The following is a 22,147-nucleotide window of genomic DNA, read 5'->3' on the forward strand; positions in this document are numbered from 1 at the left end:
CCCATGATCCGCCGTTCGCTGCTGCTGTCCGCCGTCGCCGCTCTGACGCTCGCCGCCTGCGGTCAGGGTGCGGACAAGAAGGCCGGGGCCGAGGGTGCGCCTCTGCTGGTCGGGGCCACCGCCGTGCCGCACGCCGAAATCCTGGAGCAGGTGAAGCCGATCCTGGCCGCCGAGGGCGTGCCGATCGAGATCAAGGTCTTCAACGACTACGTACAGCCGAACGTGCAACTGTCTGAAAAACGGTTGGATGTGAACTATTTCCAGACCAAACCCTATCTGGACGAGTTCAATACGGCGCGCGGCACGACCCTGGTCACGGTGGCGGGCGTCCACGTCGAGCCGCTGGGTCTCTATTCGCGTAAGCACAAGGCTTTGGCGGACCTGCCGAACGGCGCCCAGGTGATCCTGCCCAACGACGCCTCCAACACCGGCCGCGCCCTATTGCTGCTTCAGGCGGCGGGCCTGATCACGTTGAAGGATCCGCAGAACCCGTTGCAGACGGTTCGCGACATCGCGACCAATCCCAAAGCTCTGGTGTTCCGCGAGGTCGAGGCGGCCACCATTCCGCGTATCCTGCCCCAGGTCGATGCGGCGGTGATCAACACCAACTACGCCCTGGACGCCGGACTGAAGCCCAAGGCTGACGCCCTGTCGCTGGAAGGCGCCGACAGCCCCTATGTGAACTACCTCGTCGCGCGCCCGGACAACCAGAACGACCCGCGCATCCAGGCCCTGGCGACCGCGCTGCGCAGCCAGGCGATCAAGGACTTCATCGCCAAGAAGTACGACGGCGCGGTCATCCCCGCCGCCTGAGGGCGTCAGGCGGGTTCGACCACCACGGCCGTGCCGTAGGCCAGGACTTCCGTCACGCCGGGCATGATCTCATTGGCGTCGTAGCGCATGGCCAGGATGGCGTTGGCGCCCTGCTCGCGGGCATGGACGATCAGGTCGTCGAAGGCTTCCTGGCGGGCGGCTTCGGCCAGTTTGACATAGGCGCCGACCTTGCCGCCGATCATCGACTGAACGCCGCCGATGGCGTCGGAGATGACGTTGCGCGAACGGACGGTGATGCCGCGCGCCACGCCTAGGTGACGGACGATGCGATAGCCGGGCAGATCATTGGTGGTGGCGACGATCATGGGCGTTTCCTTTTCAAGGGTCAGCGACGTTCCAGGGTGCGGAAGGTGAAGGCGTGGTCGTCCTTTTCGCCTGCCGAGTGGGCTTCCGACGCGATTTCCACGAAATCGGCCTCGTCAAAGGCGGGGAAGAAGGCGTCGCCCTCGGGCTCCGCCTCGACCTCGGTGACATAGAGCCGCTTGGCGCGAGGCAGGACAGCCTCGAACAGGGCAGAGCCGCCGATGACGCAGACCTCGTCCACGCCGTCCTCGACGGCGGTCTCGCGGGCGATGGACAGGGCGTCGCTCAGATTCGAGCAGACCAGCGCCCCCTTGGCCATGCCCTCGGTCTCATAGGAGCCGTCCTTGGTCAGGACGATATTCAGCCGACCGGGCAGGGGTTTGAGCGGCAGGCTTTCCCAGGTCTTGCGGCCCATGATGCAGGGCTTGCCGACAGTCACAGCCTTGAACCGTTGCAGGTCCGAGCGCAGTCGCCACGGCAGATCGCCGTCCCGACCGATGACGCCGTTGCGGGCGCGGGCGACGACGAAGACGATGGAGGGAACGCTCAAGCTCATAATTCCGTTGGCGAAGAAACAGTCCGCAGTCTGGCGGGGGAGCCCTGAATGAACAAGTACGCCAAGCCTCTGATCGTCGGCTTTATCGTCCTGGTGGTCGTGTCCTTCCTGATCGGCCTTCTGGGCGGGGCCGCGGGGGTCGATCTGGGCCTGCTGCCCATGCTGACGGGTTTGTTCGCCGGGGTTTTCACCGCCTACATCATGGCCAATCTGGCAGGGAACAGGGCGGGCGTTCAGGCCGGGGATGAGGATCGCGCGCAGGCGGCGTCCCTGATCCCGCCGCCGGGCAAGGCGCTGGCGGTCGTCTATCGCGAAGGATTCGTGGCCATGGCGGCGGGCATGAACCTGGCGTTGGACGGACGCGAGTTCGCCCAGATCAAGGGCGGCAGGTTCACCGCCGTCGCCGTCGAGCCTGGCGAGCATTGGCTGACGGCAGGATTCGGCGGCCTGGCGGGCCCGCAAAACAATGCGGCGACAGCCCATCTGGTCCTGAGGGCCGGCGACGCGGTCGTCTATCGCGCCACGGTCTCCCTGGGCGCGGTCAAGAACACCGTGGTGCTCGAGCCCGCGCCCGGAAGCCGCGACGATCTCAGCGCGAAGCTGCGGCGCATGTCGATGACGGCGCCGGATGTCGCCTCGCTCTGATCAGGCGTCGGGTTCCAGCAGGTTCAGGCGGAACAGAAGCCCGCCGATGACCGCGCCGATCGCCGGGGCGACGAAGAAGACCCAGACCTGGCTCAAGGCCTGACCGCCGGCCAGAAGCGCCGGGCCGAAGCTGCGCGCCGGGTTGACGGAGACGCCCGTCACCTGGATGCCGACGATGTGGATGACGGCCAGGGTGATGCCGATGGCGACGCCGGCGAAAGCGCCGTGCCCCTTGGCCCCGGTCACGCCCAGGATGGCGACCAGGAAGATGGCGGTGGCGACGACTTCAAAGATCAGGGCCGCGTGCAGGCCGTATCCGCCGGGCGATCCGGCGTCGAAGCCGTTCTGGCCCAGGTTGGCGAAGCCGGTCTTGGCGATCATGCCCAGGATGGCCGCGCCGACGACGGCGCCGATGAACTGGGCGATCCAGTAGACCACCATGTCCTTGGCGTTCATCCGTCCAGCAATGAAGGCGCCCAGGCTGACCGCCGGATTGACGTGGCAGCCCGACACCGGACCGATGCCGTAGGCCATGGCCACGATGGCGAAGCCGAAGGCCAGGGCGATGCCCAACTGCCCGACATGATCGAAGCCGCCCAATACGGCCGCCCCGCAACCGAACAGCACCAGAACCATGGTGCCGATCAGTTCGGCGATGAACTTCTTCAACATCACAACCCTCCCGTTTCATGCATCCGCCTGTGCGCGGAAAGAAAGGAGGGTGCGCCGAGTCCCGACGCTTCGCCAGACGGGGTTACGGGAGTTTACGCTTAGGCCTTTTGGATTTCAGGCTTGAGCCACTTCAGCCATTTGCGCTGCATGGCGGCTTCCAGATCGACGCCGGCGCGATCGCAGTAGATCAGCAGCATGCCCAGGACGTCGGCCGCCTCATCGCCCAAGGCCTGGGCATCGGGCGCTCCTCGCGCACGTCCGGTGAGGTTCAGGTGCTCCTTGGTCAGCTCACCCAGCTCTTCCTGCAACTTCAGCAGGGCCCAGTCGCGGTCGCGGTCGATGGCGTGTTCACGCGCATAGATGTCGGAGATGCGCAGGACGTCGGCCTGCAGGTCGGCGATCTTCATGGGAATCAGACCGCCACGGCCGCCTTGATGTGGGGCCAGGACTGGTAGTCGTTCAGAACGAAGTCCGACAGCTCATAGGCGAAGAGATCGGATTTCGGCGTCACGGTCAGGGTCGGCAGGGGCAGGGGCTGGCGGGTCAGCTGCAGCTCGGCCTGCTCCAGATGGTTCAGATAGAGGTGCGCGTCGCCGAAGGTATGGACGAACTCGCCCGGCTCCAGTCCGGCCACATGGGCGACCATGATGGTCAGCAGGGCGTAGGAGGCGATGTTGAAGGGCACGCCCAGGAAGACGTCGGCCGAACGCTGATATAGCTGGCAGCTCAGCCTTCCATCCGCGACGAAGAACTGGAACAGGCAGTGGCAGGGCGGCAGGGCCATGTCGTCCACGTCGGCCGGGTTCCAGGCGCTGACGATGTGGCGGCGGCTGTTGGGATTGGTCTTCAGGCCGTGCACCAGCTTCTGGATCTGGTCGATGCTCTGGCCGTTCGGCGCGGCCCAGGAGCGCCACTGCTTGCCGTAGACGGGGCCAAGGTCGCCGTTCGCGTCGGCCCATTCGTCCCAGATGCTGACGCCGTTGTCCTTCAGCCAGGCGATGTTGGTTTCGCCGCGCAGGAACCACAGCAGTTCGACGAAGATGGAGCGGGTATGCAGCTTCTTGGTCGTCAGAAGGGGAAAGCCCTTGGACAGGTCGAAGCGAATCTGGCGACCGAAGACGCCCAGGGTTCCTGTGCCGGTGCGGTCGTCGCGACGCACGCCGTTGTCCAGGATGTCGCGCAGCAGGTTCAGATACTGCCACTCTGGGTGGTCAACCGACATAGCCTGCGTCGCAGCTTGAAGATCTTGGATCTGTGCCAGGGCGTTCATGCGGCGAGCATGGCTCGCGAATCACCCTTCCGCCAATCGCTGACCGCCATTGCGGCGATCACGATTGTGGATCGAATCAGCCCTTGAAGCCGTCGCCGGACAGGAAGACGGCTTCTTCCGCCGTGGTTGTACGGCCGAGGCAGGCGTTGCGATGCGGGAAGCGGCTAAAGCGGGCGATGATGTCGCGGTGGATGATCGCGAACTTCAGGGTATCGGGCGACTCGGCCTCGTCGAGCAGGGCGATCAGGGCGTCCTGATCCTCAAGCGCTTCGGAGTGCATCAGCGGCATGAGCACGAAGGGCCGCATTTCGGGCGACACCTGGCGATCATGGCCACGCGCCACAGCCTCTTTTGAAGCCTTTAGCGCCAGCGGGTCGGTGGCGAACATGTGGGCGGTGTCGCGGAAGGCGTTTCGCGGCAATTGGTCCAGCAGGATGATCAGGGCCAGGGCGCCGTCCGGCGTGTCGGCCCAGTGATCCAGTTCGCGGCGGGCGGCCGCGAAATGCGTGGCCTGACAGGTCTCCGTAAAGGCGACGTCGAAGGCCGCGTCCTTGGCGAACCATTTGGCGGGACCGGCCTGGGTCCAGAAGGCGATGACTTCGGCGGGGGACAGCAAGTTGCTCATGCACCCAGACTTAGTGGTCCGACGCGCAAATGCACGGCCCCATGAGGGGAGATGCTTCATATTGTAAGAAAAATGGTCGGAGTGAGAGGATTCGAACCTCCGACCCCTGCGTCCCGAACGCAGTGCTCTACCAGACTGAGCCACACTCCGACTTTTCGCCTCGACGCGGGCCGAAGGCCGTCGTTGCGTCGAGGAGGGGGCTTATACCCATGGCTTTCGGCCCTCGCAAGGGCGGATTCAGCCGGTTTGAAAAAAGTCGCGGCTCGATGAAAATTCTTCTGTTTTCAGGTGTTGCATCCCCGAAAGGCTTGGCGTATCTCACCGCTCCTCGCGGCGACGAACCGCGGGGCGCACTGGTCCTGCTGGGGAATGGTGTAATGGTAACACTACGGTTTTTGGTACCGTCATTCTAGGTTCGAGTCCTAGTTCCCCAGCCATTGCTTTCGTTGAAGAAAGCGCCCGTTAAGGGCTCTCCGGACAACACGAGTTTACAGGCTCGTTTACAGCTTTCGTTTTCGTCCTGTTCTTGAACTCCAGCTTCGTAAGCATGCCTTCCGCGATGGCGTCGGCTGAGGCGTAGATCTTGGCGAGCTCGTGGACGCGCTCGACCTTCCAGCCCATCAAGTCGGAAAAGATCACCCATAGCGGCGAAGGCTTGAAGGCCGCCTCGCACAAGAAGGCGAGTCAAAGCATCGCGGTTCAGAAGAACGCGTGCGGCGGCGCCCGCGAGGTCTCGCGTTCGGGCCGTATCCACACTGATCAGAAGAGCGGCCCGAAGTGGTAAGCTTCGAGCGCCGGAGAAAGACACCAGGGCGATTCGTCGGCGGGTCGCCCTGTTTCTCGACTGGTCATCATCCGCTGCAGATGCCAGCGTTGGGCGCGTGGTACATTTAAGGGAGATCGCGATGGCGGCGTTGTTAGCCTTGTTCGGTGCGCTTTCGATCAACTCGGCGACGGTTCAGGACGACATGTCCGATGTCGACTGCGCCAATGCGGGCTCGACGATGGAGCAGAACATCTGCGCGGGGCGTGATGTCAGGGCCCTGGAGGAGAACCTGCGCCTGTACACGGACACCGCCTACGCGGTCCTGCGCGAGAACGACGAAAGAGATTCCGAGGCCTTGATCGCGGAAATCCGTGAGGGCGAACGGCTGTGGCGGGCCTATGTGGAGACGGCTTGCGGTGCGGTGGACACCTATTGGAAGCCGGGCACGATCCGTACGGTCATGGCCGCCAGTTGCGAGATGGAGCTGGTCCGAGAACGCACGCACTACGTCTGGCGCGAATATCTGACGCCGATGGAAGGGCTGCCTCGCCTGGCCGAGCCGCCGCGCAGCGGTTTCGATTGAGGCTGCGGAGCTTGTTGTTTCGCTTGAGATAGGGAGCCGTGATGAAAACCTATGCTGTCATTCTGATCCTGGTCAGTATTCCAGTTGGGATTTTCGGGCTGGCCAACATCGTCAAGCCATTGGGTTGGATTGCGCTGAGGCGACGCCGCCATGCCGTCGGCGTTTTTTGCGGGGCGCTGGCTGCGTTGTGGCTCGGCGTCTATCTGGGCGCCTTTACTCCGGCGGGCGAATTGAGCCCGGCGCAGAAAGCCGGGTTGATCCGACCCCATTTCAGGTAGACGCCGCATGCTCTGGCGGGTTTTGCGTCAAAGATATGCTGAGGCGTCGTGATCTTGCAGAAGCGGCGCCCAGTGCGGCTTTGCGTCGGACAGGCTTGAAACGAGGGCGCCGGCGAGTTCCACGGCATGCTCACGCAGATCGGGCACGGCGGTGGCTTCCCAGAAGAGGCCGCGGGTCAGGGGACCGATCGCGAACAGGCGCGGATGGGCTTGATCTTGGGCGTTGATGAGACGCGCCTGGGAATCGACGGCCAGACCGAGCCCGAGCGGCGCTGGGACGGCCAGCCCCTGAGCTAGCAGGTCCTGTAGCAGGGGATCGCGACAGTTGGCGACGTCGCCGGTCGGACCGGTGCAGTTGATCACGGCGTCGAAGCGGCGGGCGTGACGCTCGGATTCGCCGCGCCCTTTCAGTTGGACTTCGATTCCGCCCTCAGCGGGGACGAGAGCGTGGATTCGGGCGGCGACGACCTGAAGCTCCTCATCCGCCAGCATGGCCGTGATTTCCCGCGCGACGCCGGGCGCCAGGCGGTGGCGATGATTGTCCCAGAGCGCGCGCAGATGGCGCAGGAATCGGCTTCGCTGCTTCAGGGACCATGAGGTCCAGAGTGAGCGGGCGGAATGACGGATGTCGTCGATCACGGCGCGCCAATCACCTTCGGCCGCAGCGCTTCGGGCTTGGCGAAGAACGGCTTGAGGGCCGCCGACGTAGGTTCGCCTTTGTGGCGACATGCTTGCGGCGCTGTGGCTGCGCGGCAGTAGGCCGTGTCGCGAGACGGCCGTGAAGCGCCGCCCTGAACGACGCAGGGCGACGGCGACGTCCACCATGGTCAGGCCGGAGCCGATCAGCAGGATGTCGTCCGCGTCGGGCGGCAAGGCGTCCAGGGCCGCCCAGGGATCGTTCAGATAGCGGTTCGATCCGACCAGTTCCGGCGCCAGGCCGGCCGGGGGCGTCGGATTGAGGTTGCCCTGAGCCAGGACCACGGCATCGGCCCGGACCGTTCGACGCTCACCCAGGGCGATCTCCCATGCGTCGCCGTCGGGCCGAACGGCGGTGACGGCGCCTCGGATCAGAGACAGGCGTTCGCCAGCATGGTCCGCCTTCAGGGCCTCATCCAGAAGGCTGGACAGATAGCGGCCGTAGTCTCCACGCGTGATGAAGTCGTCGCGAGCGAACCAGTGAGGCTGGACCGCCATCCAGTCCGCCAGATGATGGGGCCGGTCTGGAAAGGCGCTCATGTTGGAAAGGCGCACGTTCAGGACATGCTTGGGATTGCCTGTGGCGTAGGCCGGACCCAGGCCGAAGACGCCGCGTCGTTCGATCAACTGGACCGAGATGTCCGGGGACATGCGCAGGATGTTCAGGGTGGTCAGCAGGCCGCTGAAGCCCGCGCCGACGACGGCGACCGTGGGCGATGTCATCCGGTCTTCTCCAGAAACTGCGACCTGTCCGACGACAGCAGATGGAACCGGCGAGGGACCAGTCGCACCGGCGCGCCGGGTTGCAGCCCCGCCAGAGGGTCTGCCGCGCATCGGTCCAGTTCCAGCCGTCGACCGTGAAGCGAGACCGCCACCCGGGTCCGGTCCCCGCGGCGCTGATTGGACATGACGACGCCGACCAGGCCGCCGTCGCCGGCCTCCAGATCCTCGGGCCTGATGCACAGCAGAGCGTCGCCGGCGGGGGCGTCGGCGGGGGCGGCGCCGCGCCAGTCCTGGGACACGACCTCGCCGCGATCCACCACCGCCCGCAGTTGCAATCCTTCGCCCAGGAAGTCGTGGACGAAGGCGGAGGCGGGGTGTTCATACAGCGCCTGTGGCGCGTCGATCTGCTCGATGCGGCCGTCCTTCAGGATGGCGACGCGGTCGGCCAGTTCCAGGGCCTCTTCCTGATCATGGGTGACCAGGACGGTGGTGACGCCGGTCTGTTCATGCACATCTCGCAGCCAGCGGCGCAGGTCGCGGCGGACGCGGGCGTCCAGGGCGCCGAAGGGCTCGTCCAGCAGCAGAAGGCGGGGTTCGATCGCCAGGGCGCGGGCTAGGGCGACACGCTGGCGCTGCCCGCCGGACAACTGACTGGGGAAGCGAGAGCCGTAGCCTTCCAATTGAATCAGCCGCAGCAGGTCGTCGACGCGCCGGGCGATGTCGGCTCGGGAGGGGCGGGAACCGCGAGGTCTCACTTTCAGGCCGAAGGCGATGTTGTCGGCGACCGTCATGTGACGGAACAGGGCGTAGCTCTGAAACACCATGCCCACGCGGCGTTCACGCGGGGACAGGGCCAGGAAGTCCTCGCCGTTGAAACTGACCTGGCCCCGTGTCGGGCGGTCCAGGCCGGCCATGATCCGCAACAGGGTGGTCTTGCCGGAACCGGACGGGCCGAGCAGGGCCAGGAACTCGCCCTCTCGGACCGTCAGATTGACGTCGTCCAGGGCGGGCGATCCGCCGTCATAGGCGCGGGTGATGGATCGGATGTCGAGGGTCATGTCAGCGCCGCCCCCTCGCGGCGAGGTCGTCGGCGTGGCGGTGCTCGAGCAAGGACTTCAGCAGCAGGGTCACGAGCGCGAGAGTCGCCAGCAGGGCGGCGGTCGCGAAGGCTCCAACGAAGTCGTACTCATTATAAAGAATCTCGACGTGCAGCGGCAGGGTGTTGGTCAGGCCGCGGATATGGCCGGAGACTACGGAGACCGCGCCGAACTCGCCCATCGCCCGGGCGTTGGCCAGGAGCACGCCGTACAGCAGGGCCCAACGGACATTGGGCAGGGTGATCATGAAGAAGACGGCGAACGGGCGGGCGCCCAGGGTCAGGGCGGCCAGTTCCTCGTCCGATCCTTGCTGCTGCATCAGCGGGATCAGTTCACGCGCCACATAGGGCAGGGTGACCAGGATCGTGGCCAGGACGATGGCGACCGGGGTGAACATGATCTGCAGCCCCCAGGCGTTCAGCCAGGGCGCGAACCAGCCCGAGGCGCCGAACAACAGGACCCAGACCAGGCCGGAAATGACCGGCGACACCGACAGCGGCAGGTCGATCAGAGCCATCAGCAAGGTCTTGCCCCTGAACTGAAAGCGGGTGACGCACCAGGCGGCGGCCAGGCCGAAGACCGCGTTCAGCGGCGTAGCGATCGCCGTCGTCAGCAGGGTCAGGCGAGCGGCGGCCCAGACGTCCGGCTCCGAGAAGGCGCCGAAGACGCCTTCCGCGCCACGTCGCAACGCCTCCACCAGGATGACGGCCAGGGGGGCGAGCACGATCAGCGCCAACCATGTCAGGGCCAACCCGATCAACAGACGTTGTCGGACGGAAGGCGCGGCGGTGCGGACTGGCGTGACGGTCAGGGTGTCGCTGGTCATGCGCCGCGCCTCGCTGCCAGGGCTTGCAGGCCGTTGAAGCCCAGCAGGATGAGGAAGGAGAGGACCAGCATGGCCAAGCCGATGGCTGCCGCGCCCGCATAGTTGAACTGCTCCAACTGGGTGACGATCAGCAGGGGCGCGATTTCCGACTTCATCGGCATGTTGCCGGCGATGAAGATGACCGAGCCGTATTCGCCCACGCCGCGCGCGAAGGCCAGGCCGACGCCGGACAGCAGGGCGGGCAGGATCGCGGGGAAGACGACCTGGCTGGCTCTCTGCCAGGCCGAGGCGCCCAGGGTTTCCGCGGCGGCCTCCACCTCTTGATCCAGATCCTCGAGCACGGGCTGGATCGAGCGGACGACGAAGGGCAGGCCGACGAAGACCATGGCGATCACCACCCCGATCGGAGTGTAGGCGATGCGGATGTCCAACGGCGCCAGCAACCCGCCGATGGGGCCGTTCGGCGCATAGAGGGCGGTCAGGGCGATCCCGGCCACGGCCGTCGGCAAGGCGAAGGGCAGGTCGATGATCGCATCGGCGATGCGCTTGCCCGGAAAGTCGTAACGCGCCAGCACCCAGGCCAGCAGGCCTCCCGTCACGGCATTGATGAGGGCCGCCGCAGCAGCGGCGACGAAGCTGAGGCCCAGGGCCGCCTGGGCGCGAGGAGAGACGACGGCTTCGATCGCTCCGCTCCATCCGTTCTCCCATGGCCGGATCGCCAGGGCGGTCAGGGGGATCAGGACGAAGAGGGACAGATAGGCGAGCGTGAACCCCAGCGAGAGGGAAAAGCCGGGCAGGGCGCTGGGCGTCTTCCAGAAGGTGCGTCCGGCCTTGGCGGTCATGATCGTCGGCCGGGCTGATAGATCTGGTCGAACACGCCGCCGTCGGCGAAGTGCCGCTTTTGAGCCGCTGTCCAACCGCCGAAGGCGGAGATGTCGGTCAGTTCCAGATGCGGGAACCTGTCGGCGAAGCGGGCGGCGACGGCCGGATCGCGCGGACGATAATAGTGTTCAGCCGCCAGGACCTGCGCCGGTTCGTCATAGAGTTGCGTCAGATAGGCCTGAGCCCGCTCGCGCGAACCCTTCTTGTCCACCACGCCGTCGACCACCGACACGGGCGGTTCGGCCAGGATGGAGAAGGGCGGGGCGACGATGTCGACCTGATCGGGTCCCAGTTCTTTCGTCGCCAGGAAGGCTTCGTTCTCCCAGGCCAGCAGGACGTCGCCGATGCCGCGCTGGACGAAGGTGGTGGTCGAGCCGCGCGCGCCCGTGTCGAGCACCGGCACCCGCCGGTAAAGTTCGGCGACGAAGGCCTGGGCCGTCTGCTCGCTGGCGCCCGGACGGCGCAGGGCGTCCGCCCAGGCCGCCAGATAGTTCCAGCGTGCGCCGCCGGACGTCTTTGGGTTCGGGGTGATGACCTCCACCCCCGGTTTCAGCAGGTCGGGCCAGTCGCGGACGCCCTTGGGATTTCCCTTTCGCACCAGGAAGACGATGGTCGAGGTATAGGGGGCGGCGTTGTTCGGCAGGCGGGTTTGCCAGTCGGGCTTGATCAGGCCGCGCGCCGCGATCTCATCGATGTCCGAAGCCAGGGCCAGGGTGACGACGTCGCCGGGCAGGCCGTCGATGACCGCTCGGGCCTGCTTGCCTGAGCCGCCGTGGGACTGTTCGATGGCGAAGGACGCGCCGCCTTTTTCACGCCAGCGGGTCAGGAAGGCCTCGTTGTAGGCGCGGTAGAACTCGCGCGTCGGATCATAGGAGACGTTCAACAGGGCGGATTGGCCCTCTGGCGAACGGCCGCACCCGGCAAGGGCGCCGCTCAGGCCCAGGGCGCCGACGCCGATCAGCAGGTTGCGACGGCCGGGTTGGAACAGGGCGTCGGTCATGCGACCTCCCGAATGTCTTCTTCGACCCATTGCGGCGTCGGCAGGCCCTTGCCGCGCAGGAAGGCGGGGTTGAACAGGCGCGAGGCGTAACGGGCGCCGGGATCGCACAGGACGGTGACGATGGTCTTGCCCGGCCCGATCTCGCGCGCCAGACGCACGGCGCCGGCCAGGTTGACGCCGGATGATCCGCCCAGCGACAGGCCTTCATGGGCCACGAGATCGAACAGAATGGGCAGAAATTCAGTATCTTCGACGCGGTAGGCGAAGTCAGGCGTGAAGTCTTCCAGGTTGCCGGTGATGCGTCCGACGCCGATGCCCTCGGTGATGGAGCTGCCCTCGGCGCTCATCTGGCCCTTGGTGAACCAGTTGAACAGGGAGGCGCCTGCGGGGTCGGCCAGGGCGATCTTCACCGCGGGGTTCCGCTCGCGCAGATAGGCGGCCACGCCCGCCAGGGTGCCGCCGCTGCCCACGGCGCTGACGAAGGCGTCGACCTTGCCATCCGTCTGGCTCCAGATCTCGGCGGCGGTGCCTTCATAGTGGGCGGCGCGGTTGGCGACATTGTCGAACTGATTGGCCCAGAAGGCGCCATGCCGCTCGGTCGCGTCCAGCTTGCGCGCGACCTCGGCCGAATAGTGGACGAAGTGGTTGGGGCTGGAGAAGGGGGCCGCGTCCACTTCGATCAGCCGAGCGCCGAGGGCGCGGATGGCCAGCTTCTTCTCCTCCGACTGGGTGCGCGGCATGACGATGACCACGCGATGGCCCAGGGCGGCGCCGACCAGGGCCAGGCCGATACCGGTGTTCCCGGCCGTGCCCTCGACGATCACGCCGCCGGGACGGAGGGCGCCGGAGGCCTTGGCCTTGCGGACGATGGAAAGGGCGGCGCGGTCCTTGATCGACTGGCCGGGATTGAGGAACTCCGCCTTGCCCAAGATTTCACACCCCGTCGCATCGGACAGGCGGTTCAGGCGTAGAAGCGGCGTATTGCCGATGAGGTCGACGATGCTGTCTTTGGACAAGGGACGGCTCGAAAAAGGCGATGTCTGGGATGGGGTTGAACGGCTGAAGAGGCTTCAACAGACGGGGGAGAGGATGCGGCCGTGGATGCCGCACTCGGTCTTCTCCTGCCCGGCCCAGCGCCCGTCGCGAGCGCCTTCGCCGGCTTCGACCGCGCGGGTGCAGGGCCAGCAGCCGATGGAAGGAAAGCCTTGCTCCACCAGGGGGTGGCGCGGCAGTTGGTGTTCAGTCAGCCAGGTTTCGATCTGGTCCGGCGACCAACGGGCGAGCGGATTGACCACTAGGACGTCGCCGTCGACCTCGAACAGCGGCAGGGCTGCGCGCTGATCGTTCTGAAACCTCTTGCGGCCGGTGATGCGGGTGTCGAACCCGGCCAGGGCGCGCTGTTGGGGTTGGACCTTGCGAACGGCGCAGCAGTCGTCCGGCCGGGAGCGCCACAGGTCGCCCCGAGAATCGATGCGCGACAGGTCGGTCGGATCGGGCGCGACATCGCGCACGTCCGTCAGGCCCAGTCGGTCCGTCAGTTCCCGTCGATAGGCCAGGGTCTGGAAGAAGTGCTGGCCGGTTTCGAGAAAGACGACGGGCAGGTCGCGGCGCACCCGGGATATCTGATGCAGCAGGACGGCGGCCTCGGCCCCGAAGGAGGAGACGGCGGCGGCCTTGCGGCCTAAGGCCGGGTCCAGGACGGTCGCAAGAATGACTTCAGGATCGGCGTCGGCCAGTTCCGCATTCAGCCGAGCCGCCAGAACGGCGACGCCTTCAGGGGGCGCTGCGCGACGCCGGCGCCAGATCAGGGGATCGTCGCCCAGGGCGGATTGATAGGCGGCGCTGAAGATCTGGTCCATGCGTCGCCAGGCGGCGGCGTCGGCGCCCGGCGCCAGTTCGACCGCGTCGAAGCCGCTGCGGCGCAGGTGGCGCGCCTGATCCGGCAAAACCTTGCCGGCCGCGATCAGTCGACCCTTGTAGCCCTGGCCGCGCAGCAAGGCGGCCAGGGAGAAGCCGCGCCCGTCGCGAAAGGCGTCGAACTCCAGGATCAGGACCTCGGCCGTGTCGGCGACGGCGCGCACCTCGGCCTCGGGCGTGACGACGCTGAGGCGGACGCCGTCCTGGGCTTGCTCAAGCAACTGCATCGATCGGCTCGTAGATGGCGGTGCGGAAGGGATCGGCGCCCAGGCGACGCACCGTGTCGATGAAGGTCTCGCCGTCCAGGCGCACTTCCAGGTAGCGGTCCAGGGCGCGGGCGACGGCCGGCGCCACCTCTTCGGACGGCAGGCTGCGGCCGACGATTTCGCCCAGGGCGGCCTGTTCGTCGGGCGAGCCGCCGACCGTGATCTGATAATATTCCTCGCCCTTTCGATCGACGCCCAGGACGCCGATGTGGCCGACATGGTGATGGCCGCAGGCGTTGATGCAGCCGCTGATGTTGATCCGCAGCGGCCCCAGCCTTTCCTGAAGGTCCAGGTCGGCGAACTGACGTGATAGGGCCTGGGCCACGGGGATGGAGCGGGCGTTGGCCAGGCTGCAGTAGTCCAGACCGGGGCAGGCGATGATGTCGGTCGCCAGATCGGCGTTGGGCGTGGCCAATCCCGCTTCGCGCAGGCGCGTCCAGACGGCGTGCAGGTCGTCCAGGCGGACATGGGGCAGGATCAGGTTCTGCTCGTATGAGGCGCGGACCTCGTCGAAGGACCAGCGCCGGGCCAGGTCGGCCACGACCTCCATCTGGTCCGCGGTGATGTCGCCGGGCACGCCGTCCGTCGGCTTCAATGAGATGACGACGGCCGCATAGCCGGGTTGGCGATGCTTGCGAACATTGATGCGGACGAAACGGGCGAACTCGGGGTTCAGGCGGCGTGCGGCGTCATGGGTCACGCTCTGCGCCGAAAGATCGGCGAAGGAAGGCGGGGTGAAATAGGTCTGGATCCGGGCCAGTTCCTCATCCGGGACGCGCAGGTCTTCCTGACTCAACACGGCGAACTGGCGTTCGACCTCCTCTCGGAAGGCGTCCAGTCCGACGGCGGCGACCAGGATCTTGATCCGCGCCTTGTGGATGTTGTCTCGCCGTCCCAGCAGATTATAGGCGCGCAGGATGGCGGTCAGATAGGCCAGCAGCGATCGGCCCGGCACCTCCGAGGCGATCTCCTGGGCGATATGGGGCAGGCGACCCTGGCCGCCGCCGACGAAGACACGGAAGGCGGCCTGTCCGTCCCGGCCGCGCACGATCTGGAGGCCCACGTCGTGGGTGCGGATTGCGGCCCGGTCCTTTTCCGCCCCGATCACCGCGATCTTGAACTTGCGCGGCAGGAAGGAGAACTCGGGATGGATGGTCGACCACTGACGGATGATCTCGCACCAGGGACGCGGATCCTCGATCTCGTCGTCGGCGACGCCTGCGAAGACGTCGGTCGTGACGTTGCGGACGCAGTTGCCGGAGGTCTGGATGGCGTGCATCTCGACATCGGCCAAGTCGCTGAGGATGGCGGGCAGATCTTGAAGCGCGGGCCAGTTGAACTGGATGTTCGTCCGCGTCGTGAAGTGGCCGTAGCCCTTGTCGTAGGTGCGGGCGACATAGGCCAGGCGTCGCATCTGTCGGCTGTTCATCACGCCATAGGGCACGGCGATCCGCAGCATATAGGCGTGGAGTTGCAGGTAGACGCCGTTCATCAGCCGCAGGGGCTTGAACTCATCCTCCGTCAGCGCGCCTTCCGTGCGGCGAACGACCTGGTCGCTGAACTCGGCGATGCGTTCGCGCACCAGGGCCGCGTCGAATTCGTCGTAGCGGTACATCAGGCGAACTCCGACCGCGAGGCGGCCTTCAGGCTGTGGCCGACAGTTGGGCCGGCGGAGCGGATGCGCTCCTTCAGCCGGTCGCGCCCCGAAGGCGCGCGGCCTTCGACCTCGATCAGGTAGGGGTTTACGAACAGGGCCGGGCGGGCCAGGGCCGACGCCAGGGCTGTTTCGGCGGCTTCGGCGTCCAGAACGCGCGCGGCCTCGATGGCGTCCACCGGCGCATCGGCCTCGCCCAGGTAGACGACGCGGCCGTCGTTCAGTCGATTTGCGGTCAGCAGCTTCATGCCGCAACCTCCGACAGGGCGGGCTGGTCGTCGGAAACGGCCAGGGCGGCGGTTTCTCCAATGAACAGGAGCGCGGGTCCGGTCAGGTCCAGTCGCGCAACCAGGGCGCCGAGGCGATCCAGGCGTCCCTTGACGACGCGTTGATCCGGACGGCTGCCGTTCTCGATCACGACGACCGGGGTGGCGCCGTCGCGCCCGGCCGCCAGCAGGTCGGCGGCGATGCGTTCGGCCTGGCCCGCGCCCATGTAGACGGCCAGGGTATGGTTCGGCGCGGCCAGGCGGCTCCAGTCGGCGTCGACGCCGCCGGGCTTGGGCTGTCCAGTGACGAAGGTCACAGCCTGGGCATGATCGCGATGGGTCAAGGGTAGACCGGTCGAAGCGGCGCAGGCCAGGGCCGCGGTTACGCCCGGCACGACGATGGTTTCGATCCCGGCCGCGCGCATGGCTTCCAGTTCTTCGCCGCCTCGACCGAAGACGAAGGGATCGCCGCCTTTCAGACGCACGACCCGGTGTCCGGCGCGCGCTTCCTCGATCATCAGGCGTTCGATCTCGTCCTGAGGCACGGAATGGTCGCCGCGCGACTTGCCGACATAGATGCGGCGGGCGTCGCGCCGGGCGCGGTCAAGGATCTCGGAAGAAACCAGACGGTCATGGATGATGACGTCGGCGTCTTGGAGCGCGCGCAGGGCCTTCAAGGTCAGAAGCTCGGGGTCGCCGGGGCCGGCGCCGACGATATGGACCAGGCCTTGGGGCGGCGTTTCATGGGGCGCGGCGGCGGCGTTCAGCAGGCGGACCATCTCGCGGCGGGCCTCGGCCATTCGACCTTCGGCGGCCAGATCGGCGGCGGGACCACGAAACGCCTTTTCCCAGAACCGGCGGCGCGCCATGAAATCGGGCACGGACTCCTTGACCGTCCGGCGCAGATCGCCCGCGAGGCGTGCGACCGAGGCCACGCCTTGCGGCAGGACGCCTTCGATCCTGGAACGCAGGTCGCGGGCCAGGATGGGGGCGGATCCACCGGTCGCCACGGCCACGACCACCTCGTCGCGATCGATCAGGGCCGGGGTGTGGAAGTCGCTGGAATCCGGCTGATCGACGATGTTGACCTGGGCGCCGAGCGCACGGGCCGTCTTCGCCACGGCGTGAGCCTTCACGATGTCGTTCACGGCGATGAAGACCAGTCGCGCGTCGATCAGGTCGGCGAAATCGGGGCGCCGCGTGACAGGCGCCGGCGCTCCGGCAGGAATCTCGAGCGGCGAAGGCAGGCCGTCAGGCGCGAACCAGAGAAGCTCCGCAGGGCTGTCCAGGAACAGCCGCAGCTTGGCCAGGGCGGGTTCGCCGGAGCCGACCACCACGACGCGGGCCCCGTCCAGGGGAATGGATGCAAGAAAGACGCGCAACGGGCTGTTCCATGGTTTGCAGTCTTCCGCCAACGACGTTGCGTGACGGCTCGACATTGACCATCGACCGTGCACGATCCATCCACAAACCAGATTGTCTTCGCCGCCCTGATAGGTTTTCTACAAGCTATGGCTCGCCCGCTTTTGCCCCTTAACGCTCTCCGCGCTTTTGAAAGCGCGTCGCGGCATCTGAACTTCTCGCGGACGGCGGACGAGCTGTCGGTGACGCCTGGAGCCGTCAGCCAGCAGATTCGCCTGCTGGAGGAGATCATCGGCTCGCCCCTGTTCACGCGGGAAGCCAGGGGGCTGCAACTGACCGAACTGGGGCGGGCGGCCATGCCTCTGCTGCGCGAAGGGTTCGAGCGGCTGATGGACGCCTCGGCGATTCTGCGCGAGCCGCCGCTGAACCGCACCGTGGCGCTCAGCGTGGCTCCGTCCTTTGCGTCGAAGTGGTTGATGCCGCGCATGGACGACTTCCACGCCGCCCATCCGGACATCGAGGTCTGGATTTCGGCGGACATGGAGCCGGTGACAGTGGGCAAGGGGAAGGTCGATCTGGCCATCCGTTACGGACCCGGCGAATATCCCGGCCATCTGGTCGAGAAGCTGCTGACCGAGACGGTGATTCCGGTCTGCGCGCCCTCCTTGACGGCCGACCCGCACCCCATCCGCACGGCCGCCGACCTGTCACGTCACAATCTGCTGCACGACATGTCGGAGGACGGCGACGCCTCCCGTCCGGACTGGGCCATGTGGCTGAAGGCCCGCCACGCCAGTCACGCCGACGCCCGGCGTGGCTCGCGCTTCGACCAGTCCGGCATGTTGATCGAGGCCGCTGCCGCCGGGCGGGGCGTCGCTTTGGCCAAGCGCACCCTGGCCCAGGCGGACCTAGACAGCGGCCGTCTGGTTGCGCCCTTCCCGGACGGCAGTCAGGTGGTCGGTTTCGCCTACTACATCGTCCTGCCGCGGGATCGTCCCGTCTCGCCTGGAACTCAGGCTTTCGTCGCCTGGCTGAAGAAGCAGGCGATCGACTACGACAACAACCTGGATCAGCTCTGATCGCCCGGTTTTCGGCGGCCTGCAGATTTTCTGCACGTTGGCGGAAGGATTGATCGTTTCCATAGAGCGCTGGTCCAGCCCTATTTCGAAAGCCTTCTGAAACAGGAGGCTGATCGTGAGCGAAGTCGCAAGTCTGGAGCGTCCCCGTCCCGCCGTTGCCGCGCCCTGGACTACGCAACGCGTGCGATGGGTCCGGCACTGGACCGAGCACCTGTTCAGCTTCGCCATCGACCGGCCTGAGGATTTTCGATTCCGCTCCGGCGAGTTCGTCATGATCGGCCTGCCTGCCACGGAGGGCGGCAAGCCGACCCTGAGGGCCTATTCCATCGCTAGTCCGTCCTGGGCTGAGGAGCTGGAGTTCTTCTCCATCCGGGTCGAGGACGGACCGCTGACGTCCCGCCTTGTCCATATCCAGCCTGGCGACGAGGTCCTGCTGGGCAGGAAGCCGACCGGCACCCTGGTGCTGGATGCGCTGAAGCCGGGTCGCCGACTGTTCCTGATCGGGACCGGAACGGGCCTGGCGCCCTGGCTCAGCGTGGCGCGCGACCCGGAAACCTACGCACGGTTCGAACGGGTGGTGACGACCCATACGGTGCGGCAGGTCGCGGACCTGGCCTATCGCGACTTCTTCACTCGGGACCTGTTCGAGGATCCCCTGATCGGAGAAGAGGCGAGAGGACAACTGACCTACTATCCCACCGTCACGCGCGACGCCTTTGAGCGTCCGGGCCGGATCACCGACCGCATCGCGGACGGACGCTTCTTCGCCGACCTGGGCCTGGGTCCAGGCTTCGATCCTGATGTCGATCGCGTCATGCTGTGCGGATCGACCGCGATGATCCGGGAGACGGCCGCCCTGTTGGAAAGCCACGGTCTGGTCGAGGGCTCCAACGCCGAACCGGGCGACTATGTGCTGGAACGGGCCTTCGTCGGATAGGGCGCAGAAAATCTATCGGCTGACGGCAGATCATATCGTTCGACGCCGACCAGCCCCCGACGCATCAACCCCTTACAGTTTCTTTTCCCCATGATGATCGAGGATCGCGGCCCCATGCAGGCGACCGTTGAAAAGCCGAAGCAGACGCCGTCGCGTCACAGCCTGTCGCCGCATCTGCGCCGGCTGGAGGCCGAGGCGATAGAAATCCTGCGTGAGGTCGCCGCCACCGCGCGTAACCCCGTCATGCTCTATTCGATCGGCAAGGATTCCGGCGCTCTGCTGCACCTGGCGGCCAAGGCCTTCTATCCGGCGTCGCCGCCCTTTCCCCTGCTGCATGTCGATACGACATGGAAGTTCCGGGACATGATCACTCATAGGGACTACGTCACGGGCCTCTATGGCGCGCGGCTGCTGGTCCACACCAATCACGACGCCCTGGCGCGCGGCGTCAGCCCGATTACTTCGGGGTCTTCAGTTCACACCCAGGCGATGAAGACGGATGCGCTGAAGCAGGCGCTGGATCTGCATGGTTTCGACGTCGCCATCGGCGGCGCTCGCCGCGACGAGGAAAAGTCGCGAGCCAAGGAGCGTATCTTCTCCTTCCGCGGCGCCGATCACAGCTGGGACCCACGTCGCCAGCGGCCGGAGCTGTGGCGGTTGTGGAACTCGAACCTGGGGCCGGGCGAGAGCCTGCGCGTCTTCCCCTTGTCCAACTGGACCGAGTTGGACGTCTGGGAATATACGCGCGCCGAGGGAATCCCGGTCGTACCGCTCTACTTCTCGGCCTTGCGTCCCGTCGTCGAGCGTGACGGCGCTCTGATCGTCCGCGACGACGACCGTCTTCCGTTGAAGGAGGGAGAGACGCCCCGGATGCGCCGGGTTCGTTTCCGCTCCCTCGGCTGCTATCCGTTGAGCGCTGCCGTGGAGTCCGAGGCCGACGACCTTGACGCAGTCATTCGTGAACTGCGCCAAAGCCGACAGTCGGAACGCCAGGGACGACTTATCGACGCCGATGAGACGGCTTCGATGGAGCGCAAGAAGCGCGAAGGCTATTTCTGATGGACGGAGCCGTGACGGTCGGGGCTGCCCCGATACAGGCCGCTGAACGGGATTTGCTGCGTTTCCTGACCTGCGGATCGGTGGACGACGGAAAGTCGACCCTGATCGGTCGTCTGCTGTTCGAGACGGGGCAGGTGCCGGAGGATCAACTGGCGGCCCTGGAACGGGACTCGCGGCGTTTCGGCACGGACGGCGCCAATCTGGACTACGCCCTCCTGTTGGACGGGCTGGAAGCCGAGCGTGAGCAGGGCATCACCATCGACGTGGCCTATCGCTACATGTCGACGGCGAGGCGCAGCTTCATCGTCGCCGACACGCCGGGACACGAACAATATACGCGCAACATGGCCACGGGCGCCTCGACCTGCGACGCCGCCGTGGTGCTGGTGGACGCGACCAAGGGGCTGACGGCCCAGACGGCGCGGCACAGCCGAATCGTTTCCCTGTTTGGCATCCGTCATGTCGTCCTGGCGGTGAACAAGATCGACCTGGTCGCTGACGATCCGTCCGTCTTCGCGCGAATTCGCGACGCCTACGACGCACTGGCGGCCGATCTGGACTTCCTGACGGTGACGGCCATCCCGGTCAGCGCGCGTCGAGGGGACAACCTGACCCGGCGCTCGCCTGCGACGCCCTGGTATGAAGGCCCCAGCCTGATCGAGGCCCTGGAAAGCACGCCGGTCGCGAGCGGCGCCGATCGCCGACCCTTCCGCCTTCCGGTTCAGTATGTGAACCGACCCCATGCTGAATTCCGTGGCTACGCCGGGACGATCTCTTCCGGACAGGTGAGAACCGGGGACCTGCTGGCCGTCTGCCCCGGCGGCCAGACGGCTCGTTTGGCTCGCATCCTGCGCGGCGACGAGGAGGTGGCGGTCGCACAGGCGGGCGACGCTGTGACCCTGGAACTGGTTGAGGAGGTGGATGTCGCGCGCGGCGATGTCCTGGCTCTGGCTTCCGACCGGCCGTCAGCCGCGGACCAGTTGGACGTGCGTCTGCTGTGGATGGGGGAAGGGGCGTTCGATCCGGATGGGCGTTACCTGGTCAAGCTGGGTGCGCGTACCTCTCCGGCGAGGCTGACCCTGGCGGACGACATCGCCCTGGCGCCCAATGAGGTCGCGAACGGTCGGTTGAGCCTGCCGTCGCCGGTTGCTGTCGATGCATTTCGCGACGATCCGGCACAGGGCGCCTTCATCCTGATCGAACGAGGCAGCGGCGTGACCGTCGCCGCCGGCGTGATCATCGGCGCTCCCGACCAGGCGGCCCATATTCATCACAGTCCGGCGGCGGTGGGACGAGAGGCGCATGAGCTTCTGAACGGCCATCGCGGCGGCGCAGTCTGGCTGACTGGTCTGTCCGGCGCCGGCAAGTCCACTGTGGCGCAAGCCCTGCAGCGCGTCCTGCATGCGCGGGGATGCCGGACGGCCTTGCTGGACGGCGACAACCTGCGCCACGGCTTGAACCGCGACCTGGGCTTCTCCGATGAAGATCGGGCCGAGAACGTCCGTCGGACGGGGGAAGCCGCACGCCTGTTCGCCGACACGGGCGTGATCGCCATCTGCGCCCTGATATCCCCGCGCCAGCGGGATCGGGACGCTGTCCGCGCTCGTTTCGATGAAGAGAGCTTCCTTGAAGTCCACGTGAACGCTTCGCTCGACAGTTGCCGCGCTCGCGATCCCAAGGGCCTCTACGCCCGTGCTGATGCAGGTCTCATCACCGATCTGACCGGGGTCGCCGCGCCCTATGAGCCGCCGACGCGGCCTGACCTGATCATCACGACGGATCAACTGTCTCCATCCCAGGCGGTGGATGCGATCCGTCGTCTTCTGGAAGAACGCGGCTGGCTCTAGGCCG

Annotated in this window: 25 protein-coding genes and 2 tRNA genes; 10 read left to right on the plus strand and 17 right to left on the minus strand. The window is 66.4% G+C overall.

Annotated elements, in window-relative coordinates; all coding sequences use genetic code 11:
- Window positions 1–3: 3 nt before the first annotated feature.
- Entirely contained in the window at window positions 4–813 is an 810-nt protein-coding gene (locus ABIE19_RS07055; RefSeq protein WP_354088411.1) for a MetQ/NlpA family ABC transporter substrate-binding protein, read from the plus strand.
- A gap of 5 nt (window positions 814–818) precedes the next feature.
- Here the strand turns inward: ABIE19_RS07055 and ABIE19_RS07060 are convergent, their stop codons facing one another.
- Together ABIE19_RS07060 and ABIE19_RS07065 are read right to left on the minus strand one after the other, a co-directional pair.
- Window positions 819–1,139 (minus strand): YbjQ family protein, encoded by a 321-nt coding sequence (locus tag ABIE19_RS07060; RefSeq protein WP_354088412.1) that lies wholly within the window; start codon window positions 1,137–1,139, stop codon window positions 819–821.
- A gap of 20 nt (window positions 1,140–1,159) precedes the next feature.
- The gene (locus tag ABIE19_RS07065) at window positions 1,160–1,687 is read right to left on the minus strand and encodes a dihydrofolate reductase (protein WP_354088413.1); all 528 of its coding nucleotides are present in this window, start codon (window positions 1,685–1,687) and stop codon (window positions 1,160–1,162) included.
- A 54-nt stretch (window positions 1,688–1,741) separates the two neighbouring features.
- Here ABIE19_RS07065 and ABIE19_RS07070 point away from each other — a divergent pair, with 54 nt between their 5' ends.
- Window positions 1,742–2,338, plus strand: a complete 597-nt coding sequence (locus tag ABIE19_RS07070; RefSeq protein ID WP_354088414.1) for a hypothetical protein — start codon at window positions 1,742–1,744, stop codon at window positions 2,336–2,338.
- Here the strand turns inward: ABIE19_RS07070 and ABIE19_RS07075 are convergent, their stop codons facing one another.
- The 5 genes from ABIE19_RS07075 to ABIE19_RS07095 all read right to left on the minus strand — a co-directional run bounded on the left by ABIE19_RS07075 (window position 2,339) and on the right by ABIE19_RS07095 (window position 5,055).
- Window positions 2,339–3,010 (minus strand): aquaporin, encoded by a 672-nt coding sequence (locus tag ABIE19_RS07075; RefSeq protein WP_354088415.1) that lies wholly within the window; start codon window positions 3,008–3,010, stop codon window positions 2,339–2,341.
- Between the two features lie 98 nt (window positions 3,011–3,108).
- A complete protein-coding gene (locus ABIE19_RS07080) occupies window positions 3,109–3,417 on the minus strand; it encodes a nucleoside triphosphate pyrophosphohydrolase family protein (RefSeq protein WP_354088416.1) in 309 nt (102 codons plus the stop codon).
- 5 nt (window positions 3,418–3,422) lie between these two features.
- Window positions 3,423–4,232: a thymidylate synthase gene (locus ABIE19_RS07085; protein ID WP_354088417.1), complete on the minus strand. Its 810-nt coding sequence runs from the start codon at window positions 4,230–4,232 to the stop codon at window positions 3,423–3,425.
- 124 nt (window positions 4,233–4,356) lie between these two features.
- Entirely contained in the window at window positions 4,357–4,905 is a 549-nt protein-coding gene (locus ABIE19_RS07090) for a DUF924 family protein (protein WP_354088418.1), read from the minus strand.
- A 73-nt stretch (window positions 4,906–4,978) separates the two neighbouring features.
- A tRNA-Pro gene (locus tag ABIE19_RS07095) sits at window positions 4,979–5,055 on the minus strand.
- A gap of 213 nt (window positions 5,056–5,268) precedes the next feature.
- Here ABIE19_RS07095 and ABIE19_RS07100 point away from each other — a divergent pair.
- The 4 genes from ABIE19_RS07100 to ABIE19_RS07115 all read left to right on the plus strand — a co-directional run bounded on the left by ABIE19_RS07100 (window position 5,269) and on the right by ABIE19_RS07115 (window position 6,532).
- Window positions 5,269–5,342 (plus strand) — tRNA-Gln (locus ABIE19_RS07100).
- Between the two features lie 146 nt (window positions 5,343–5,488).
- Window positions 5,489–5,689 carry a hypothetical protein gene (locus ABIE19_RS07105; RefSeq protein ID WP_354088419.1) on the plus strand — a complete coding sequence of 67 codons (201 nt, stop codon included), beginning with the start codon at window positions 5,489–5,491 and terminating at the stop codon, window positions 5,687–5,689.
- Window positions 5,690–5,810: 121 nt separating this feature from the next.
- Window positions 5,811–6,254: a lysozyme inhibitor LprI family protein gene (locus ABIE19_RS07110; RefSeq protein WP_354088420.1), complete on the plus strand. Its 444-nt coding sequence runs from the start codon at window positions 5,811–5,813 to the stop codon at window positions 6,252–6,254.
- Window positions 6,255–6,295: 41 nt separating this feature from the next.
- The gene (locus tag ABIE19_RS07115) at window positions 6,296–6,532 is read left to right on the plus strand and encodes a hypothetical protein (protein ID WP_354088421.1); all 237 of its coding nucleotides are present in this window, start codon (window positions 6,296–6,298) and stop codon (window positions 6,530–6,532) included.
- A 27-nt stretch (window positions 6,533–6,559) separates the two neighbouring features.
- Here ABIE19_RS07115 and ABIE19_RS07120 read toward each other — a convergent pair whose 3' ends face one another.
- Genes ABIE19_RS07120 through cysG form a run of 10 tightly spaced genes read right to left on the minus strand, consistent with a single transcriptional unit; the run spans window position 6,560 to window position 17,241 of the window.
- Window positions 6,560–7,951, minus strand: a complete 1,392-nt coding sequence (locus ABIE19_RS07120) for an FAD/NAD(P)-binding protein (protein ID WP_354088422.1) — start codon at window positions 7,949–7,951, stop codon at window positions 6,560–6,562.
- On the minus strand, window positions 7,948–9,009 hold the full coding sequence (locus tag ABIE19_RS07125; protein ID WP_354088423.1) for a sulfate/molybdate ABC transporter ATP-binding protein: 1,062 nt from the start codon (window positions 9,007–9,009) through the stop codon (window positions 7,948–7,950). Before ABIE19_RS07125 ends, ABIE19_RS07120 begins: the two co-directional genes overlap by 4 nt.
- Window position 9,010: 1 nt before the next feature.
- Window positions 9,011–9,874 carry a sulfate ABC transporter permease subunit CysW gene (gene cysW, locus ABIE19_RS07130; RefSeq protein ID WP_354088425.1) on the minus strand — a complete coding sequence of 288 codons (864 nt, stop codon included), beginning with the start codon at window positions 9,872–9,874 and terminating at the stop codon, window positions 9,011–9,013.
- Window positions 9,871–10,716 (minus strand): sulfate ABC transporter permease subunit CysT, encoded by an 846-nt coding sequence (gene cysT, locus ABIE19_RS07135; RefSeq protein ID WP_354088426.1) that lies wholly within the window; start codon window positions 10,714–10,716, stop codon window positions 9,871–9,873. The genes cysW and cysT overlap by 4 nt, the downstream gene beginning before the upstream one ends.
- Window positions 10,713–11,756, minus strand: coding sequence for a sulfate ABC transporter substrate-binding protein (locus ABIE19_RS07140; RefSeq protein WP_354088428.1), 1,044 nt, complete (start codon window positions 11,754–11,756; stop codon window positions 10,713–10,715). The genes cysT and ABIE19_RS07140 overlap by 4 nt, the downstream gene beginning before the upstream one ends.
- The gene (locus ABIE19_RS07145; RefSeq protein WP_354088430.1) at window positions 11,753–12,772 is read right to left on the minus strand and encodes a cysteine synthase A; all 1,020 of its coding nucleotides are present in this window, start codon (window positions 12,770–12,772) and stop codon (window positions 11,753–11,755) included. The genes ABIE19_RS07140 and ABIE19_RS07145 overlap by 4 nt, the downstream gene beginning before the upstream one ends.
- Before the next feature lie 54 nt (window positions 12,773–12,826).
- A complete protein-coding gene (locus tag ABIE19_RS07150; RefSeq protein ID WP_354088431.1) occupies window positions 12,827–13,900 on the minus strand; it encodes a phosphoadenylyl-sulfate reductase in 1,074 nt (357 codons plus the stop codon).
- A complete protein-coding gene (locus tag ABIE19_RS07155; RefSeq protein ID WP_354088432.1) occupies window positions 13,887–15,554 on the minus strand; it encodes a nitrite/sulfite reductase in 1,668 nt (555 codons plus the stop codon). Before ABIE19_RS07155 ends, ABIE19_RS07150 begins: the two co-directional genes overlap by 14 nt.
- Entirely contained in the window at window positions 15,554–15,841 is a 288-nt protein-coding gene (locus ABIE19_RS07160; RefSeq protein ID WP_354088433.1) for a DUF2849 domain-containing protein, read from the minus strand. Before ABIE19_RS07160 ends, ABIE19_RS07155 begins: the two co-directional genes overlap by 1 nt.
- On the minus strand, window positions 15,838–17,241 hold the full coding sequence (gene cysG / locus ABIE19_RS07165; RefSeq protein ID WP_354088434.1) for a siroheme synthase CysG: 1,404 nt from the start codon (window positions 17,239–17,241) through the stop codon (window positions 15,838–15,840). Before cysG ends, ABIE19_RS07160 begins: the two co-directional genes overlap by 4 nt.
- Window positions 17,242–17,370: 129 nt before the next feature.
- On the opposite strand from cysG, the gene gcvA reads away from it, so the two are divergent.
- The 4 genes from gcvA (at window position 17,371) to cysC (ending at window position 22,143) form a co-directional block, all read left to right on the plus strand.
- Window positions 17,371–18,300, plus strand: a complete 930-nt coding sequence (gene gcvA, locus ABIE19_RS07170) for a transcriptional regulator GcvA (RefSeq protein ID WP_354088435.1) — start codon at window positions 17,371–17,373, stop codon at window positions 18,298–18,300.
- Window positions 18,301–18,433: 133 nt separating this feature from the next.
- A complete protein-coding gene (locus ABIE19_RS07175) occupies window positions 18,434–19,237 on the plus strand; it encodes a ferredoxin--NADP reductase (protein ID WP_435521138.1) in 804 nt (267 codons plus the stop codon).
- 114 nt (window positions 19,238–19,351) lie between these two features.
- Window positions 19,352–20,296: a sulfate adenylyltransferase subunit CysD gene (gene cysD / locus ABIE19_RS07180; protein WP_354088437.1), complete on the plus strand. Its 945-nt coding sequence runs from the start codon at window positions 19,352–19,354 to the stop codon at window positions 20,294–20,296.
- Window positions 20,296–22,143 (plus strand): adenylyl-sulfate kinase, encoded by a 1,848-nt coding sequence (cysC, locus tag ABIE19_RS07185; protein WP_354088438.1) that lies wholly within the window; start codon window positions 20,296–20,298, stop codon window positions 22,141–22,143. The genes cysD and cysC overlap by 1 nt, the downstream gene beginning before the upstream one ends.
- Window positions 22,144–22,147 lie beyond the last annotated feature (4 nt).

The organism is Brevundimonas faecalis (assembly GCF_040549405.1).
Taxonomy (GTDB): Bacteria; Pseudomonadota; Alphaproteobacteria; order Caulobacterales; family Caulobacteraceae; genus Brevundimonas; species Brevundimonas faecalis.